This is a genomic window from Streptomyces sp. NPDC026500, from assembly GCF_055567635.1.
The window spans coordinates 144,192-159,915 of record NZ_JBVHQB010000021.1; the positions used below are offsets into that span (position 1 = coordinate 144,192).

Consider the following 15,724-nt stretch of genomic DNA (forward strand, 5'->3'; position numbering starts at 1 on the left):
CTAGAAGAGTGGGATCGCGTGGCTCCTCCCTCTCGTGAACGAGGGGGCCTCTCACTCGACTCCAAGGAGTTTCATGACGGCCAAGCCCTGACCGCACTGCGCCGCTTCACGGTTCCGGCACTCAGGATGCGTTTCCCGCCCGGCCTGCAGGCCGGGATTCCCACGCAAGGAGAGAGATGGATCGCCGACTCGATGGCATGGACCGTCGACTGCTGTCCGCATTCCACGCGTACGGCAGGAACCCGCGCGTCGCGGCCGTCGCGCGCGCCCTGTCCGGGAGCGGGGAGCACGGCGCGCTGTGGCTCGCCGTGGGCCTCGCGGGGGCGGCCGCCGACCGTGAGCGGCGCGGCGCGTGGGCGCGCGCGACGGCGCTCACCGCCACCGCGCACCTCGCGAGCATGGGGGTGAAGCGGATCGTGCGCCGCCCGCGTCCCACGCATGTGGAGCCCCTGGTCCGCACGGCCGGACGGCACTCCTTCCCCAGCTCGCACGCCACCTCCGCGGCCGCCGCGGCGGTCGCCTACGGCGCGCTCGGCCTGTACGTCGTCCCGCCGCTCGCCGCCGCGATGTGCCTGTCGCGTCTCGTCGTCGGCGTCCACCACCCCACGGATGTCGCCGCGGGCGCGGTCCTGGGCGCCGCGGCGGCCGGACTGGGCGCCCGTTGGATCGGGGCCGGCCATGGCTGAGCGCACGGCGCTCCTGGAGCGCACCCCGGCCGTCGCCCCGCCGCCCAGGAGCCTGACCGGGCTCATCCGGGGCCTCGTCAGGACCGCGCGTCCCCGCCAGTGGGTGAAGAACGTGCTCGTCGTGGCCGCCCCGGCCGCCGCGGGCCGGCTCTTCGCACGGCAGGCGCTCGGCCAACTCGCGCTGGTCTTCGTCCTGTTCACGGTCGGCGCCGCCGCCGTGTACCTGATCAACGACGCCCGGGACGCCGTCGCCGACCGCGCCCACCCGGTGAAGCGCCACCGCCCGGTCGCCGCGGGCCAGGTCCCCGTCCCGGTCGCGTACGCCGTCGGGGGCACCCTCGGGGTCCTCGTGCCCGTCGCCGCCGCCTGGTTCTGCCCGCCGGCCGTCTGCGCGCTGCTGATCGCGTACATCGGCATGCAGCTGGCGTACTGCGTCAGCCTGAAGCACGTGCTCGTCGTGGACCTCGTCGTCGTCACGACCGGGTTCCTCATGCGGGCGATGATCGGCGGTCTGGCCCTCGGTATCCCGCTCTCGCGCTGGTTCCTGATCACCACCGGCTTCGGGGCGCTGTTCATGGTCTCGGCGAAGCGTTACTCCGAAGCCGTGCAGATGGCGGGGAACGCGGGCGCCACGCGCGCGTTGCTCACCGAGTACACGACCGGCTACCTGCGCTTCGTCTGGCAGCTGGCCGCCGGTGTCTCCGTCCTCGGCTACTGCCTGTGGGCCCTGGAGGAGGGCGGAGTGCCGAGCACCGGCGTGCTGCCGTGGCGCCAGCTGTCCATGGTCGCCTTCATCCTGGCCGTCCTGCGCTACGCCGTCTTCGCCGACCGGGGCACGGCGGGCGAGCCGGAGGACGTGGTCCTGCGGGACCGCCCGCTCGCCCTCATCGGCCTGGTGTGGCTGGCGATGTACGGGCTCGCGGTGGCGAACTGGTGAGCGTCGCCGGGGACCGGCCCGGCTCCGGGCTCCCCGTCGCCCGCCCGGCGGTCGTCGCGACGCCCGCCGCCCCGGGGACCGCTGTCATGGAGCCTGCTGTCATGGAACCGGTGGTGGTCCTCGGGGCCGGCCGCCTCCGGGAGCGGTTCCTGAGTGAGCTCCTCGGCTTCGCCGCGGTCGGTGTCCTCGCCTACGCCGCCGACCTCGGCCTCTTCGTCTGGCTGCGCGGCCCGGTGGGTCTTGACCCGCTGACCGCCAAGGCGCTGTCCTTCCTGGCGGGTTGTTCGGTGGCGTACGCCGGAAACGCGCTCGGCACCTACCGGCACGCGGCCGCCCGCGGCCCGCGCCCGTACGTGGTCTTCTTCGCGGTCAACATCGCGGGCGCGCTCGTGCAGCTGCTGTGCCTCGCCGTCAGTCACTACGGGCTCGGGTTCACCTCACCGCGCGCGGACACCGTCTCCGGCGCGGGAATCGGCATGGCGCTCGCCACTGTCCTGCGTTTTTGGGGTACCCGGTCACTGGTTTTCCGAGGCGAGGGCAGAGTCGGATCATGGACTGGCTGAAGAAGATTCCCGGCGTGGGGCCCCTGGTCGTGGGCCTGATGGCCACGCACGCGTGGCGGTCGTACGAGCGGCTGGACCGGGTGAAATGGACACGGCTCGCCGCGGCGATGACCTTCATCAGCTTCGTGGCGCTGTTCCCGCTGCTGACCGTGGCCGCGGCGATCGGTGCCGCGACGCTGAGCAGCCAGCAGCAGAAGGACCTTCAGAACAAGCTCGCCGACCAGGTGCCGGGCATCTCCGACCAGCTGGACATCCACAGCCTCGTCCAGAACGCCGGCACCATCGGGGTCATCGCGGGCGCCCTGCTGCTGGTCACCGGGATCGGCTGGGTCGGCTCGATGCGGGATTGCCTGCGCGCGGTCTGGGAGCTGCCCGACAGCGAGGAGAACCCCTTCGTGCGCAAGCTCAAGGACGCCGGAGTACTCGTCGGTCTGGGCGGCGCCGTGCTGCTCACCATCGTCGTCTCCACGCTCGCGTCCACGGCGATGGGCTGGTCGGCGCGGCACGTGGGCCTCGACGAGAACGGCTGGGGGAGCACGCTGCTCCAGGTCATCGCCTTCGCGGTGGCCGTGCTCGCCGACTTCCTGGTCCTGCTGTACGTGCTCACGCTGCTGCCCGGCGTCGAGCCGCCGCGCCGTCGGCTGATCGTCGCGGCGCTGATCGGCGCCGTCGGGTTCGAGCTGCTCAAGCTGCTGCTCAGCGGCTATATGCGAGGTGTGGCGTCGAAGAGCATGTACGGCGCCTTCGGGGTGCCGATCGCGTTGCTCCTGTGGATCAACTTCACGTCGAAACTGCTCCTGTACTCCGCCGCCTGGACGGCGACGCCGAGCGGGGAGTCGGCACAGGAAGCGGCGGGTCCGGACGAACCGGCGGGTCCGGACGATCCGTCCGGCTCGCGAGAACCGGACGGTCCGGAGGAACCGGCCGGTTCCTCCGGACCGTCCGGCTCGGCGGGCCGGAGGACCTCGGGGGCTCCGAAGAACGCGAAGGCTCCGGAGCCCCGGGTGGTCAGCGGCGGCGGCGCATCAGGTCCGGCAGCGGCCAGCGGCGGTTGACCAGGAAGATGCCCGCCGCGAGCAGAGCGAGGAAGCCGCCCGTGATGCCGAGCGCGACGCCGATGCCGGTCGAACCGCCCTTCGTTGCGCCGGTGGCGGCAGCCACCGGCTTCGTGGAGGCGTTCGCGGAGTTCGTGGCGGAGCCCGGGTCGGAGCTCGCGCCGCCCGATGCCTTCGCGCCCGGCTGAGCGGTGGTGTCGACGCCCTTGGGCGGGACCAGCTCGCCCACCGGCTGGATTTTGCCCGCGGCCTGGAATCCCCAGTCGAGCAGCCGCGCGGCCTCCTTGTAGACCTCGTTGTGCTCCTTCTTCTCCGGGTTCATGACCGTGACGAGCAGCACCTTGCCGCCGCGCTCGGCGACACCCGTGAAAGTGGCGCCCGCGTTGGTGGTGTTGCCGTTCTTCACGCCCGCGATGCCCTGGTACGCGGTGATGTCGCTGTCACCGGAGAGCAGCCGGTTGGTGTTCCGGATCTCGGAGGAGGCGCGGCTGGTCGTGCCCTTCTTGTTCTTGGTCGTCGCGCCGGGGAATTTCGCCTGCACCGTCGAGCAGTACTCCCGGAAATCCTTCTTCTGGAGACCCGAACGGGCGAACAGTGTCAGGTCGTACGCCGACGACACCTGGCCCCTGGCGTCGTAGCCGTCCGGGCTCACCACGTTCGTGTCGAGTGCCTGGAGGTCCTCGGCGTGCGCCTGCATGTCCTTGACCGTCTCGTCGACGCCGCCGTTCATCGCGGACAGCACATGAACGGCGTCGTTGCCGGAACGCAGGAAGACACCGAGCCACAGGTCGTGGACGGTGTACGTCTCGTTCTCCTTTATGCCCACCATGCTGGAGTCCGCCCCGATGCCCGCCAGATCGGAGGGGACCACCTTGTGCGGGGTGGTCCTCGGGAACTTGGGCAGCACCGTGTCGGCGAACAGCATCTTCAGGGTGCTCGCCGGGGGCAGCCGCCAGTGCGCGTTGTGCGCGGCCAGGACGTCGCCCGACTCCGCGTCCGCGACGATCCAGGAACGGGCGGTGATGTCCTTGGGCAGGACGGGGGCGCCGTCGCCGAGGTTCACCTGACTGCCGGGCCGGCCGAGCTGTTCACCGCCGAGGGTCGACATGTTCGCCGGGGGAGTGGCGGACGGCGAGGCCGTGGGGCTCTCCGTCGGGGTCGGGTCGTCGACGGCGTCGGCGAACGCGGGCGCGGTGAGCGAAAGGGTCAACAAGGTGGCGGAAGCGACCAACAGGGATCGCCGGATGGTCTTTTTCGAGGCAGACACGATCGAGAAATTACAGGGGTCGTGACCGGAAGTCCCATCACCATTCGGGGAAGCCGTCTCGCCCTCTCCACCCCGGCGCCGGATCACGGTGGGCGGCGGTGATACTGAACGCATGAAGCTCAGCCGCCCCGTGTCCTGGTTCCTGCTCGCCTTCGGGGTGTGGAGTTGGGTCATTTGGGTCACTTTCGTTAAGAATCTGTACGCAGACGTCAGCGGGCTCGCGTTCAATCGCGCGGGCGATCCGACGGCGTACTTCTGGGTGCATCTGACGCTCGCCGTCGTTTCGTTTGTCTTGGGGACGGTCGTCGGGCTCATTGGGTTGCGCGGCGTACGCGCTTTGCGCCAGACGTCCTAACGGGGGGATACGGCGTCATGGTCATCTTGTTCGTGTTGGCGGGCGTGGCCGCGCTGACCGTGCTGGGCGGCCTGCACCGGTACGCCTGGCGACGGCTGATCCGGGACACCACGAGCGGCCCCGGAGCGGTCCGCCGGGTGGGCACGGCCGTCTTCGTCGCCGGACCGCTGCTGATGATCGGCGCCGTCGCGAGCGAGCGTGCGGGGGCTCCCTTCTGGCTCCAGCAGACGCTGTCCTGGCCCGGGTTCCTGTGGATGGCGCTGGCCCTCTACCTCCTCCTGGCGCTGCTTGCCGGGGAGGTCGTACGGCCGCTCCTGCGGTGGGTTCTGGAGCGCCGGGCTGCCGGACGCCAGGAGGCCGACGGGACCGCGACCCCCGCCGCGGCCGAGCAGGCGGCGCCGCGCGCGACCGTACGTTCCCGCTCCGGCGTGTCGCCTTCGTCGGAGCATGCGGAACATCGGGCACCGGCGGAACGGTCGGGACCGGCGGAGTCGGCGGAGCCGGCCGGGGCGCCCGGGTCGGCGGGAGCGACCGGAGTGACCGGAGCGGCGGGGGCCGTTCGTGCGCCGTCGCGGCGGCTCTTCGTCTCGCGAGTCGTGGGTGGCGCGGCCGCGGCCGTCGCGGTGGGGACCGTGGGTTACGGGACGTACGGCGTCCTGCGCGGGCCCGCGGTGAAGCGGGTCACCGTGCCGCTCGCCAAACTGCCCCGGTCCGCCCACGGTTTCCGGATCGCCGTCGTGAGCGACATCCACCTCGGGCCGGTGCTGGGGCGCGGGTTCGCCCAGAAGGTCGTCGACACCATCAACTCCACACAGCCCGATCTGATCGCCGTCGTCGGCGACCTGGTCGACGGCAGCGTGAAGGACCTCGGTCCCGCGGCCGCACCGCTCGCTCAGCTGCGAGCCCGGCACGGGTCCTACTTCGTCACCGGGAACCACGAGTACTTCTCCGGAGCCGAGCAGTGGATCCAGGAGGTGCGGGAGCTGGGGATCCATCCACTGGAGAACGCGCGGACCGAGCTGGCCGGATTCGACCTCGCCGGCGTGAACGACCTGCAGGGCGAGAGCGAGGGGCAGGGACCCGATTTCGGCAAGGCGCTCGGGGACCGGGACATGACACGGGCCTGTGTGTTGCTCGCACATCAACCGGTGCAGATCCATGAGGCGGTACGCCACGGGGTCGACCTCCAGTTGTCCGGACACACCCATGGCGGACAGCTGTGGCCGGGGAACTTCATCGCGGCCGCGGCCAACCCGACACTGGCGGGCCTGGACCGCTACGGCGACACGCAGTTGTACGTCTCCCGGGGCGCCGGGGCCTGGGGGCCGCCGACCCGGGTCGGCGCGCCCTCGGACATCACGGTCGTCGAGCTGGCCTCGCGCGAAGCCTGAGAGGCCGCTGTGAAACGGGCCGGAAATGATCGTTTGCGCCGGTCCGGCGCACTCTTCCCGATTCCCTTCCCCGGCTGAAACTCCTGTGGTTAGGTGATCCGCGTCACTAGGGGAGTGGCGTGCGGTGGGCCTGGGGAGGGCACCGATGCGATCGGTTCGCTTATGGATTCTGGCGACGCTGCTCGTCCTGGCGGGCGTGGGTGTGGCCGGCTGGCAGCTGATGCCGGCGAAGGAGGACCGCGACCGCACCATCACGGTGGGCACGACCGACGCCGTGACGTCGCTCGACCCGGCCGGTGCCTACGACGCCGGATCCTGGGCCCTGTTCAGCAATGTCTTCCAGTCGCTGCTCACCTTCGAAGCCGGCGGCGCCAAGCCTGTTCCGGACGCCGCCAAGAGCTGCGCGTTCACCGACACGGGACTGCGCACCTATCGCTGCACACTCCGTGACGACCTGACGTTCGCGAGCGGGCGCAGGATGACCGCGAGGGACGTGAAGTTCTCCTTCGACCGCGTCAAGCGCATCAACGACGAGGTGGGGCCCGCCTCCCTCCTCTCCACCCTGGGCAGCGTGGACGCGAGCGGGCAGACCGTCACCTTCCATCTGTCCTCGCCCGACGCGACCTTCCCGTTCAAGCTGGCGACCGGCGCCGGGTCGATCGTCGACAGCACCCGCTACCCCAGGCGCAGCCTGCGCACCGACATGGGCGTCGACGGCACCGGGCCGTACGTCCTGACGGCGTATACGAAGAACACGCGGGCCGTCCTCGCCCCCAACCCCCGCTACAAAGGCGCCATCGGTGACCTCGGCAGGCCCGTCGTGCTGCGCTACTACCCCAACTCGCAGGCGCTGGAGACGGCCCGGAAGGCCAAGCAGCTGGACGTCGCGGCCCGTCAGCTGCCGCCCGCCGTGCTCGCCGCGCTCTCGCCGAGCGACCCCGCGCAGCGCGTCACGGAGGCCGACAGCGCCGAGACCCGCAACCTCGTCCTCAACGTGCGCGCGCGTTCGCCGCTGCACGACCGGCGGGTACGGCAGGCCGTCGCCTCGCTGATCGACCGCGAGGAGCTGGTCGACCGGACGTACAAGGGGACCACCGGCGCGCTGTACGGGCTGATCCCGGCGGGGATCACGGGGCACGCGACCTCGTTCTTCGACGACTATCCGAAACCGGACGCCAAGAAGGCACGGGCCCTGCTGACCGAGGCCGGGGTCTCGTTGCCGGTGCGCTTCACCTACGGGTTCGCCGAGGGGCGGGGTGCCGCGGGCGAGGAGGCCGCCGAGCTCAAGCGGCAGCTGGAGGCGGGCGGACTGTTCAAGGTCACGACCGAGGGCTTCGAGTGGACCGAGTTCCAGAAGCGCTACGCGGAGGGCGGGCTGGACGCCTGGGCGGTCGGCTGGGTCGCCGACTATCCCGATGCGGACACCTTCGGCTCGCCGCTCGTCGGCACCGGTAACAGCATGAAGAACGGCTACAGCAGCAAGGGCGTCGACCGTCTGATCCAGGAGACCCAGCAGGACGGCGACCGCAGCCGTACCACGGACGCGTTCCGGCGGCTCCAGCAAATCGTCGCCCAGGACGTTCCGTTGATTCCCCTGTGGCAGCGCAAGGACTACGTGATCAGCAGTGAGGACATCGGCGGCGGCCAGTATCTGTCCGACGGGACCGGCGTATTCCGACTCTGGCAGCTGAGCTGGCTGTGACAACTGCCTTGATCCGCACGGCCGTCGCCCGCTGACCGCGCGTTCCGAACGCGACGGTCGACGCGAGTTCTCCCGCTGGGCAACTGCCGCGGCGGCGGTCACGGCCCTCGCCGTGACCGCCGCCCGCGGATGAGCAATTGGTCCCTCTACGGGTGCGGAGTGGATCCGTACGCCGTCAGGAAGCGGTCGCGGAACGCGTCCATCTTCCACACCGGAGCGTTGTGCTCGGGCTGCAGGCCGTCCGTCCAGCCCCAGTCGGCGATCTTGTCGAGCACGTTCGGGTCCTTGGCGATGATCGAGACGGGCACGTCGCGGCTGGCGTGGTCGCCACTGACCCGGGCGATCGGCTGGTGGTCGCCGAGGAAGATCAGCACGGTGTTCTTGTTGCCGTACTTCACCAGGTAGTCGATGAGACTCGTCACCGAGTACTGGATCGACTTGCCGTACTCCACCTTCGACTTCGGCGAGCTGGTGATGATGTCCGCGGGCTTGTTGCCGGCCTTCTCGATGGCGTCGTAGATCGATCCGTCGCCGACCTGGTCCTGGGGGACCGTCTTGGGGATCGGCGCCCAGGGCTGGTGGCTCGAGGTCAGGATGATCGTCGACATCAGCGGCTTGTCGTGCTTCTTGCTGTGCACCAGGCGCTCGAACGCGGTCAGGGCGTACTGGTCCGGCATGGTCGACCAGCTGAACTTCGGTCCCTTGTAACCGAGATGGTGGGCGTCGTAGAGCTTGTCGATGCCGTAGTACTTCTGCTCGGGCCAGGCCTTCTGGATGCCCGGCATGACACCCACGGTGTCGTAGTCGCCGGTCTTCTTGAAGGCGCCGGGCAGCGTCAGGTGATTGCCCGCGGTCACGGTGCGGTACCGCTGCTGGTTGCTGATCCACAGGCCCGACATGAACGTCGAGTGGCCGAGCCAACTGCTGCCGCCGTACGTCGCCGAGGTGAGCCAGCCGCTCTTCGCCGCGAAACCGGCCTGGGTCAGCTTGTTGTTCTCCGAGGTCAGGGTCGCGTCGACGCCCGGTGCCATGACCGGGTCCTCGATGGCGCTGCGGCCGTAGCTCTCGATGAACGTGATGATCATGTCCTTGCCGCGCAGATCGGTGAGCAGCTGGCTGGGCGGCGTGTTCGCGAAGTTGTCCTTCTTGGAGATCTTGGCGAACTCGGCTTCGTCCCGCAGCGTCTTGCGCACCCCGTCCGCCCGGTTCTGGACGGCCAGTGCGACGTCCTCGGAGGCTATGGGCACCCCGGTGAACTGCAGGCCGAGCGCCGCGCAGGTGACCCAGGTGATGGCCAGGACCAGCGTGGTGCGGGTAGCCGCCTCCGTGTTCCGGGCCACCAGGTTGGCCAGCCGGACGACCGACATCGCCATGAGGACCAGTACGGCGATCACGAGCGCCACGGCGAGTCCCACGATGCCGAGCGCGCCGCCGTTGCCGAACGTGTCCTGGAGGTAGGCCTGCGCGTCGCTGAAGAGCGACCAGTCCAGGACGACGTTGAAGCCTCGCCCGAGATATTCGTTGAAGCCGATGTCGAGGAAGTTCAGGATGGTCAGGACGCCCAGAGCGAGCCCGGCGAGCACCGCCACGGCTATCCGCGGCCTGCGGGGCAGGACGATCAGCAGCGCGGCACCGAAGATCGCCTCCACCGGGAGACGCAGGAACTCGGTCGGCTGGAACTTGTCCGCCTGGTTCGGCATGAGCAGTGCGAACAGGACGAGTGCGGCGGCCAGGACGGTCGCGGTCCACGCGAGGGTGCGGGCGGCGACGGGATACCGGTCCCGCCACCCGCGCCACCGGCCGCGCGCGGGCGGCTCGTCTCCAGGAGGTTCCTCCCCGGCACCGGTCTCATCTCCGACGGCCGCGGCCGGGGCGTCGGCGCCGCTCTCCGCGGCGCCCTCGGACACGGCCGAGCCGTCGTCCGCGCCGACCGCGGCGGGTTCCTCGGTCACGGTCGCGGTGCCGGTCTCGGTGGCGGTCTCGGCCGAGACCGCTTCGGCGGAGCTGTCGGTGGGGACATCGGTGGCGGCACCCGTCTCTACCGGGCCCTCGGCCTCGGTCAGGGCGGCGTCGCTGTCGGCGTCCGTGCCGGTACCGTTCCCGGCGGCGGCCGTCGATTCAGCGGAGGCGGCTTCCGTCGGAGTCGCGTCCGGGTCCTCGGCCTCGCCCTCGGCCGAGGGAGCGTCAGGTTCGTGCTCAGCGGCGGGTATGTCTTCAGCGGAGGCTGCTTCCGCCGGAGTCCCGTCCGGGTGTTCGGGCTGGATCGAGGTGGCCCCGTCGATCGGGGTGATCTCGGGGGCCGCCTCGGCCGCTGCCTCCCCCTCGCCCGAGGCGGCGGCGTCCTCATCCGCTTCCGTGGCCGAATCCGTGGCCGCGTCCGCGAGTGGCTCCGGCGTCGGCTTGTCGCGCGGAGGCGCCTCGTCCGTGTTCGGCAGCTGTCGAGAGCTCGTTTTGAACGACAACCCGGCGGTCCTTCCGTGCGATGCGTGGTGGTGGCGTGGCGCACCGATCGGAAGAGACCGATTCGCCCTCATCGTGGTGTACGGGGCCGTGGCGGCCCGTGTTCAACCGCTTCGGTCAGCTTCTGCCCAAGTTCGTTCCCGCAGGTCACGGCGGTGCGAGCGAGGCCGTCCCGGCCTGCACGGCAGACCCGGGAGCGTCACCGGCCCGGTGTCGCCGCCCCCGCCCCGCGGGTGCCGGCATCCTCGCCCCACCAGCGCCCGAGGTGTCGCGCCACCGGCGTCGGCGGCCTCACCGCACCGCATCCGAGGCGTCGGCCCACTGGCGTCGGCGGTCTCACCTCGCTGGCGTCGGCGGTCTCACCGCACCGCGCCCGAGGTGTCGCGTCACCGGCGTCGGCGGTCTCACCGCAGCGGCGTCCGAGATGTCGCCTCACCTGCGTCGGCCATCTCACCGCACCGCATCCGAGGCGTCGGCTCACCGGCGTCGGCTCACCGGCGTCGGCAGTCTCACCGGCGTCGGCAGTCTCACCGCACTGGCAGTGTCACCGTCACCGCGAGGCCCTCACCAGGTGCCGTCCGTACCGCGACCGTGCCCCCGTGGGCCCTCACCACGCCTTGCACGATCGCCAGGCCGAGCCCGCTGCCCGCGCCGCCGCCGGCCCGGAAGAAGCGGTCGAAGACGCGCGCCGCGTCCGCTTCCGCGAGCCCGGGACCCTTGTCCGCGACACACAGCCGTATGACACCGTCCGCGCGCTCCAGACCGAGCCGCACCGGCACGTCGTCGGGCGTGTGGGTGCGTACGTTGCCCACGAGATTGCCCAGCACCTGCCGCAGCCCCGACTCGTCGGCCTGCACCAGCAGCGTGCCGTCGGCGCCCACGGTCACCGGACGGCCGGGCTGCTGGGCGCGCAGGTCCTCGGCCGCGTCCCGCACGAGCCGGCTCAGGTCGACGTTCCTGAAGCGCAGTTCGGGCCGCTGGTCGAGCCGGGCCAGGGTGAGCAGTTCGTCGACCAGCCGGCCCATGCGGTCGGCCTCCGCGTTCATCCGGTCCCAGGCCCGCTTGCGCTCGACGGGATCGGTCAGCATCCCCTTCTCGTACAGCTGGAGGTAGCCGCGTATCGCCGCCAGCGGTGTGCGCAGCTCGTGCGAGGCGTCCCCGACGAACCGCCGCAGCTGGGCGGCGCTGTCCTCACGCGTCCGGTAGGCCGACTCGACCTGGTGCAACATGGAGTTGAGCGCGAGCCGCAGCTGTTCGACCTCCTGGGTCGGATGATGGCTGGAGGGCACGCGCCGGGTCAGATCCCCCTCGGCGATGGCCGACGAGGTCTCCACCATGGCCTCCAGCGGCAGCATCCGGCGGCGCACGCTGAACATCGTCAGGCACGCGAGCAGCGCCAACAGCAGGGTGCCCACGGCGAGATCGAGTTTGAGCGCCTTCGCGACACCCTTGTGCAGCCCGTCGGTCGAGGCGGCGAACAGGACGTACGTCCCGTCGGCGAGACGTGCCCCGGTCGCCCGGTAGGCGGCGCCGCGCACGGTGATGTCGCGCGGGTCGTCGGCGCGGGCGAGCGCGCCCGGGTCGTCCACGGCGGCGGCGAACGCGCGCTGCGTGTCGGTGGGTTCGAACCCGGCCACCGCGATGGCCTCGCCGCGCCGGTCGACGGCCGCGAAGATCGAGTCGGGCTTCGGTGACTCGTCCACCGCAGGCCCGATCCGGTCACGTACGAACGCGAGGGCGCTCAGCGAGTCGATCTGGCTCATGGTGAGCTGCGAAACGCCCAGTGACTGGCGGGTCTTGGCGAGCTGGGTGTCCACCTGGTCGAGGAGATAGTGCCGCATGCCCATGAGGCTCACGGCGGTCGCCACCACGATGCCCAGGGCCAGGAGTCCCACGTTGGCGATGGTCAGTTTGCCGCGCAATGAGTGGACGCCGTGCCTGTGGCGCGGCGGGCGGCAGCCGGGCCGGGTGGGCACGTTCACGTGAGTCCGTATCCGACGCCCCGGCGGGTCTGGATCACCGGCGGCCCCAGCGGTTCGAGCTTGCGCCGCAGATAGCTGATGTACGTCTCCACGACCGTCGACTCGGCGGAGTGCTCGTACTGCCAGACATGGCGCAGGAGTTGCTCCTTGGGCACGATCCGCCCGCCGTTGCGGACGAGGAAGCGCAGCAGCGCGTACTCGGTGGGGGTGAGCTCGACCGTGGTGCCCGCGCGGTGGACGCGGTACGTCGTCTCGTCCAGCTCCAGATCGCCGTAGCGCAGCGGCGGGCGCTGCGGCAGCACGTCCTCGGGCCGCGTACGGCGAAGGACGGCGGTGATCCGGGCGACGACCTCGTCGATGTTGAACGGCTTGGTGATGTAGTCGTCGCCGAAACCGAGCGCGCCGACGATCTCGGCGGGCGCGTCCCGCGCGGTGAGGAAGACGACGGCCAGGTCGGGCTGCCGTACCCGCAGTTCACGGCCGAGCGCCCGGCCGTCGCCGTCCGGGAGCATCACGTCGAGCAGCGCCGCGTCGGGGCGGGTGCGCTCGGCGAGCGCGAGCGCCTCGCGGACGGTTCCCGCGGCCATCACCTCGAAGCGGTGGTAGCGCAGCGCGATGGTGAGGACGTCCGCGATGCTCGGCTCGTCCTCGACGACGAGGACGGTGGCTCCCTCGTGGGCGGTCATGCCCCCAGTATCGGCGGGCCCACCGACAGCGGGAGCCGTTCGCGCTTTGGAGTTCCTTGAGAGTCATGGGCGGGTCATGTCCACGCGCGCGCGTCGCCGCCAATCCTGTTGCCCAGGACCTGGGGGACCGACCGACTCAAGGAGCGTTGAACGTGGCGGTATTGGCACGGTGGTGCTATCGGCACCGGCTGGTGGTCCTGTTGCTGTGGGTGGGCGCACTGTTCGGTCTCGGCTTCGCGGCGACCACCGCGGGCACGGACTACGCGAACGTGTTCTCCCTCCCGAACACGGACTCCAAGCGTGCGTACGACCAGATGGAGAAGGCCTTCCCGAACAGCGCGGGGGACACCGACACGGTGGTGTGGAAGGTCGAGGCGGGCACGGTCAGGGACGCCTCCGTGCGCTCCCGCATCCAGCCAGTGCTGGACGAGATCGCCGGTATGAAGGGCGTCGGCAAGGTCGCGGGGCCTTATCAGGGGGAGCGGGGCGCCGCGCAGATCAGCCGCAACGGCAGGATCGCGTACGCCCAGATCACCTTCGTCGAGCAGGCGAACGCCGTACCCAAGGAACTGGTGCAGAAGGTCGTCGACACCGCGCAGGGTGCCGAACGCGGCGGACTCAAGGTGGAGTTGGGCGGCCAGGCGATCCAGCGCGTACAGGAACCGCCCACCGGGCTCGCCGAGATGGTCGGCATCCTGGCCGCGGCCGTCGTCCTCTTCCTCGCCTTCGGTTCGCTCTTCGCCATGCTGCTGCCGATCGGCATCGCGATCTTCGGAGTCGGTACGGGGCTGTTCTCCACGCAGTTGCTCAGCCACACCACGGACATCCCGGACCTGGCCCCGCTGCTGGCCACCCTGATCGGCCTCGGCGTCGGCATCGACTACGCGTTGTTCATCGTCACCCGGCACCGGCGTGGCATCCTGCGCGGCCTGGCCCCGGAGGAGTCGGCGGTCGTCGCCCTCAACACCTCCGGCCGGGCGGTGCTGTTCGCGGGCGGCACGGTGTGCATCGCGCTCGCGGGCATGCTCGTGACGAATCTCCGCTTCCTCGACGGAGTGGTCATCGGCACCTCCCTCACCGTCGTGTTCAGTGTGCTCGCGGCCACCACGCTGCTGCCGGCGCTGCTCGGACTTCTCGGCACCCGGGTGCTCAGCCGCCGCCAGCGGCGCAAACTGGCGGCGCAGGGGCCCGAACCGGAGCGGGCGAGCGGTGCCGCGGCCCGCTGGTCGATGAACGTGCAGCGTCGCCCCCGTACGATCGCCGCTCTCGCGCTGGTCGTGATGGCGATCCTCGCGATCCCGGTCCTGTCGCTGCACCTCGGTGCCACCGACCAGGGCAACGACGACGCCACGACGACGACCAGGAAGGCCTACGACCTGCTCGCCGAGGGCTTCGGGCCCGGCTTCAACGGACCCTTGCAGGTGGTCGTGACCGGCGGTGACACGGGTGCCCTGGTGAAGAGCATCGGCGGTACGTCCGGAGTCGCCGCGGTCGCCGCGCTGCCGCCCGCGAACGGTGTGACGGTGATCCAGGTGGTGCCGACGACGTCACCGCAGTCGACGAAGACCGACCAGCTCATCGACACCCTGCGGGACCGGGTGATCCCGGACGCCGGGGTGAAGGCCCATGTCGGTGGCGTCACCGCCGTGTCGAAGGACTTCGCCACCATCACCGGCGACCGGCTGCCCTACTTCGTCGCCACGATCATCGGCCTCGGCTTCCTGCTCCTGCTGATCGCCTTCCGCTCCCTGGTGGTCCCGCTGACGGCCGCGCTGATGAACCTGATCGCCGCCGCCGCGTCCTTCGGCGTCCTGGTCGCGATCTTCCAGTGGGGCTGGGGCCTGGGGCTGCTGGGCCTCGGCAAGGAGGGCCCGATCAACGCCTTCCTGCCCGTCATCATGCTCTCGCTCCTCTTCGGCCTCTCCATGGACTACCAGGTGTTCCTGGTGAGCCGTATGCACGAGGAATGGGTGCACACCAAGGACAACGCGCGCGCGGTGCGGGTCGGTCTGGCCGAGACCGGCCGGGTCATCAACTCCGCCGCCCTGATCATGGTCTGCGTCTTCCTCGCCTTCGTCCTGAGCGGCGACTCGGGAGCGGCGATGGCGGGCGTCGGCCTCGCGGCCGCGGTCGCCCTGGACGCCTTCATCCTCCGTACGGCCCTGGTCCCCGCCGCGATGCACTTGCTCGGCAACTCCAACTGGTGGCTGCCCGCGGGTCTGGACAAGCGGCTGCCGCACCTGGCGGTGGAGCCGGCCGAGGCGCCGTCCGAGGACGCGGCTCCGACCGGGGGCGGCGCGTCGGTCGTCCACGGCTTCGTCCGCGACGCGGAGGGCGTGCCCGTCGACGGAGCGGTACTCACCCTGCTGTCCAAGGGCGGCCGCCAACTGGATCGGGTGACCTCGCTGGCCGACGGTTCGTACATCGTCTCGGTGCCTGCTCCGGGGACGTATCTGCTGTCGGCGACGGCCCGTTCGTACGGGGCGCGGGCACGGCACGTGGTCGTCACGGACGAACCGCTGGTGCACGACGTGGAGCTGGCGGAGGGAGAGGTGGACGCCGACGCGGTCAACTGAGGCCGCCGTACGTCCAACCGTCACGAGGCAAGGGCTGACGTAAGGGGTGACGTAAGGGGTGTCC

Annotated in this window: 12 protein-coding genes; 8 read left to right on the forward strand and 4 right to left on the reverse strand. The window is 70.7% G+C overall.

The genetic code is table 11. The annotated features are described in order from the left end of the window. Positions 1–176: 176 nt before the first annotated feature. The 4 genes from ACZ4N5_RS32100 (at position 177) to ACZ4N5_RS32115 (ending at position 3,241) form a co-directional block, all read left to right on the forward strand. Positions 177–686 (forward strand): phosphatase PAP2 family protein, encoded by a 510-nt coding sequence (locus ACZ4N5_RS32100; protein WP_467760535.1) that lies wholly within the window; start codon positions 177–179, stop codon positions 684–686. After that, a complete protein-coding gene (locus ACZ4N5_RS32105) occupies positions 679–1,623 on the forward strand; it encodes a decaprenyl-phosphate phosphoribosyltransferase (RefSeq protein ID WP_467760536.1) in 945 nt (314 codons plus the stop codon). Before ACZ4N5_RS32100 ends, ACZ4N5_RS32105 begins: the two co-directional genes overlap by 8 nt. 101 nt (positions 1,624–1,724) lie before the next feature. Further along, positions 1,725–2,186, forward strand: coding sequence for a GtrA family protein (locus ACZ4N5_RS32110; RefSeq protein ID WP_467760573.1), 462 nt, complete (start codon positions 1,725–1,727; stop codon positions 2,184–2,186). Beyond that, positions 2,174–3,241: a YihY/virulence factor BrkB family protein gene (locus ACZ4N5_RS32115; RefSeq protein WP_467760537.1), complete on the forward strand. Its 1,068-nt coding sequence runs from the start codon at positions 2,174–2,176 to the stop codon at positions 3,239–3,241. The genes ACZ4N5_RS32110 and ACZ4N5_RS32115 overlap by 13 nt, the downstream gene beginning before the upstream one ends. Here the strand turns inward: ACZ4N5_RS32115 and ACZ4N5_RS32120 are convergent. Continuing rightward, positions 3,195–4,508, reverse strand: a complete 1,314-nt coding sequence (locus ACZ4N5_RS32120; protein WP_467760538.1) for a D-alanyl-D-alanine carboxypeptidase family protein — start codon at positions 4,506–4,508, stop codon at positions 3,195–3,197. The two genes, ACZ4N5_RS32115 and ACZ4N5_RS32120, sit on opposite strands and share 47 nt — an antisense overlap. Positions 4,509–4,620: 112 nt before the next feature. On the opposite strand from ACZ4N5_RS32120, the gene ACZ4N5_RS32125 reads away from it, so the two are divergent. The 3 genes from ACZ4N5_RS32125 (at position 4,621) to ACZ4N5_RS32135 (ending at position 7,956) form a co-directional block, all read left to right on the forward strand. Further along, entirely contained in the window at positions 4,621–4,863 is a 243-nt protein-coding gene (locus ACZ4N5_RS32125) for an SCO4848 family membrane protein (RefSeq protein ID WP_467760539.1), read from the forward strand. A 17-nt stretch (positions 4,864–4,880) separates the two neighbouring features. Continuing rightward, positions 4,881–6,254, forward strand: coding sequence for a metallophosphoesterase (locus tag ACZ4N5_RS32130; RefSeq protein ID WP_467760540.1), 1,374 nt, complete (start codon positions 4,881–4,883; stop codon positions 6,252–6,254). A gap of 145 nt (positions 6,255–6,399) precedes the next feature. Next, positions 6,400–7,956, forward strand: coding sequence for an ABC transporter substrate-binding protein (locus ACZ4N5_RS32135; RefSeq protein WP_467760541.1), 1,557 nt, complete (start codon positions 6,400–6,402; stop codon positions 7,954–7,956). Positions 7,957–8,102: 146 nt separating this feature from the next. Here ACZ4N5_RS32135 and ACZ4N5_RS32140 read toward each other — a convergent pair whose 3' ends face one another. From ACZ4N5_RS32140 to ACZ4N5_RS32150, 3 genes are all read right to left on the reverse strand, one after another. After that, positions 8,103–9,863, reverse strand: a complete 1,761-nt coding sequence (locus tag ACZ4N5_RS32140) for a sulfatase-like hydrolase/transferase (protein WP_467760574.1) — start codon at positions 9,861–9,863, stop codon at positions 8,103–8,105. Between the two features lie 1,080 nt (positions 9,864–10,943). Further along, entirely contained in the window at positions 10,944–12,398 is a 1,455-nt protein-coding gene (locus ACZ4N5_RS32145; RefSeq protein WP_467760542.1) for a sensor histidine kinase, read from the reverse strand. After that, positions 12,395–13,084 (reverse strand): response regulator transcription factor, encoded by a 690-nt coding sequence (locus ACZ4N5_RS32150; protein WP_467760543.1) that lies wholly within the window; start codon positions 13,082–13,084, stop codon positions 12,395–12,397. Before ACZ4N5_RS32150 ends, ACZ4N5_RS32145 begins: the two co-directional genes overlap by 4 nt. Before the next feature lie 161 nt (positions 13,085–13,245). On the opposite strand from ACZ4N5_RS32150, the gene ACZ4N5_RS32155 reads away from it, so the two are divergent. Next, positions 13,246–15,660 carry an MMPL family transporter gene (locus tag ACZ4N5_RS32155; RefSeq protein ID WP_467760575.1) on the forward strand — a complete coding sequence of 805 codons (2,415 nt, stop codon included), beginning with the start codon at positions 13,246–13,248 and terminating at the stop codon, positions 15,658–15,660. Positions 15,661–15,724 lie beyond the last annotated feature (64 nt).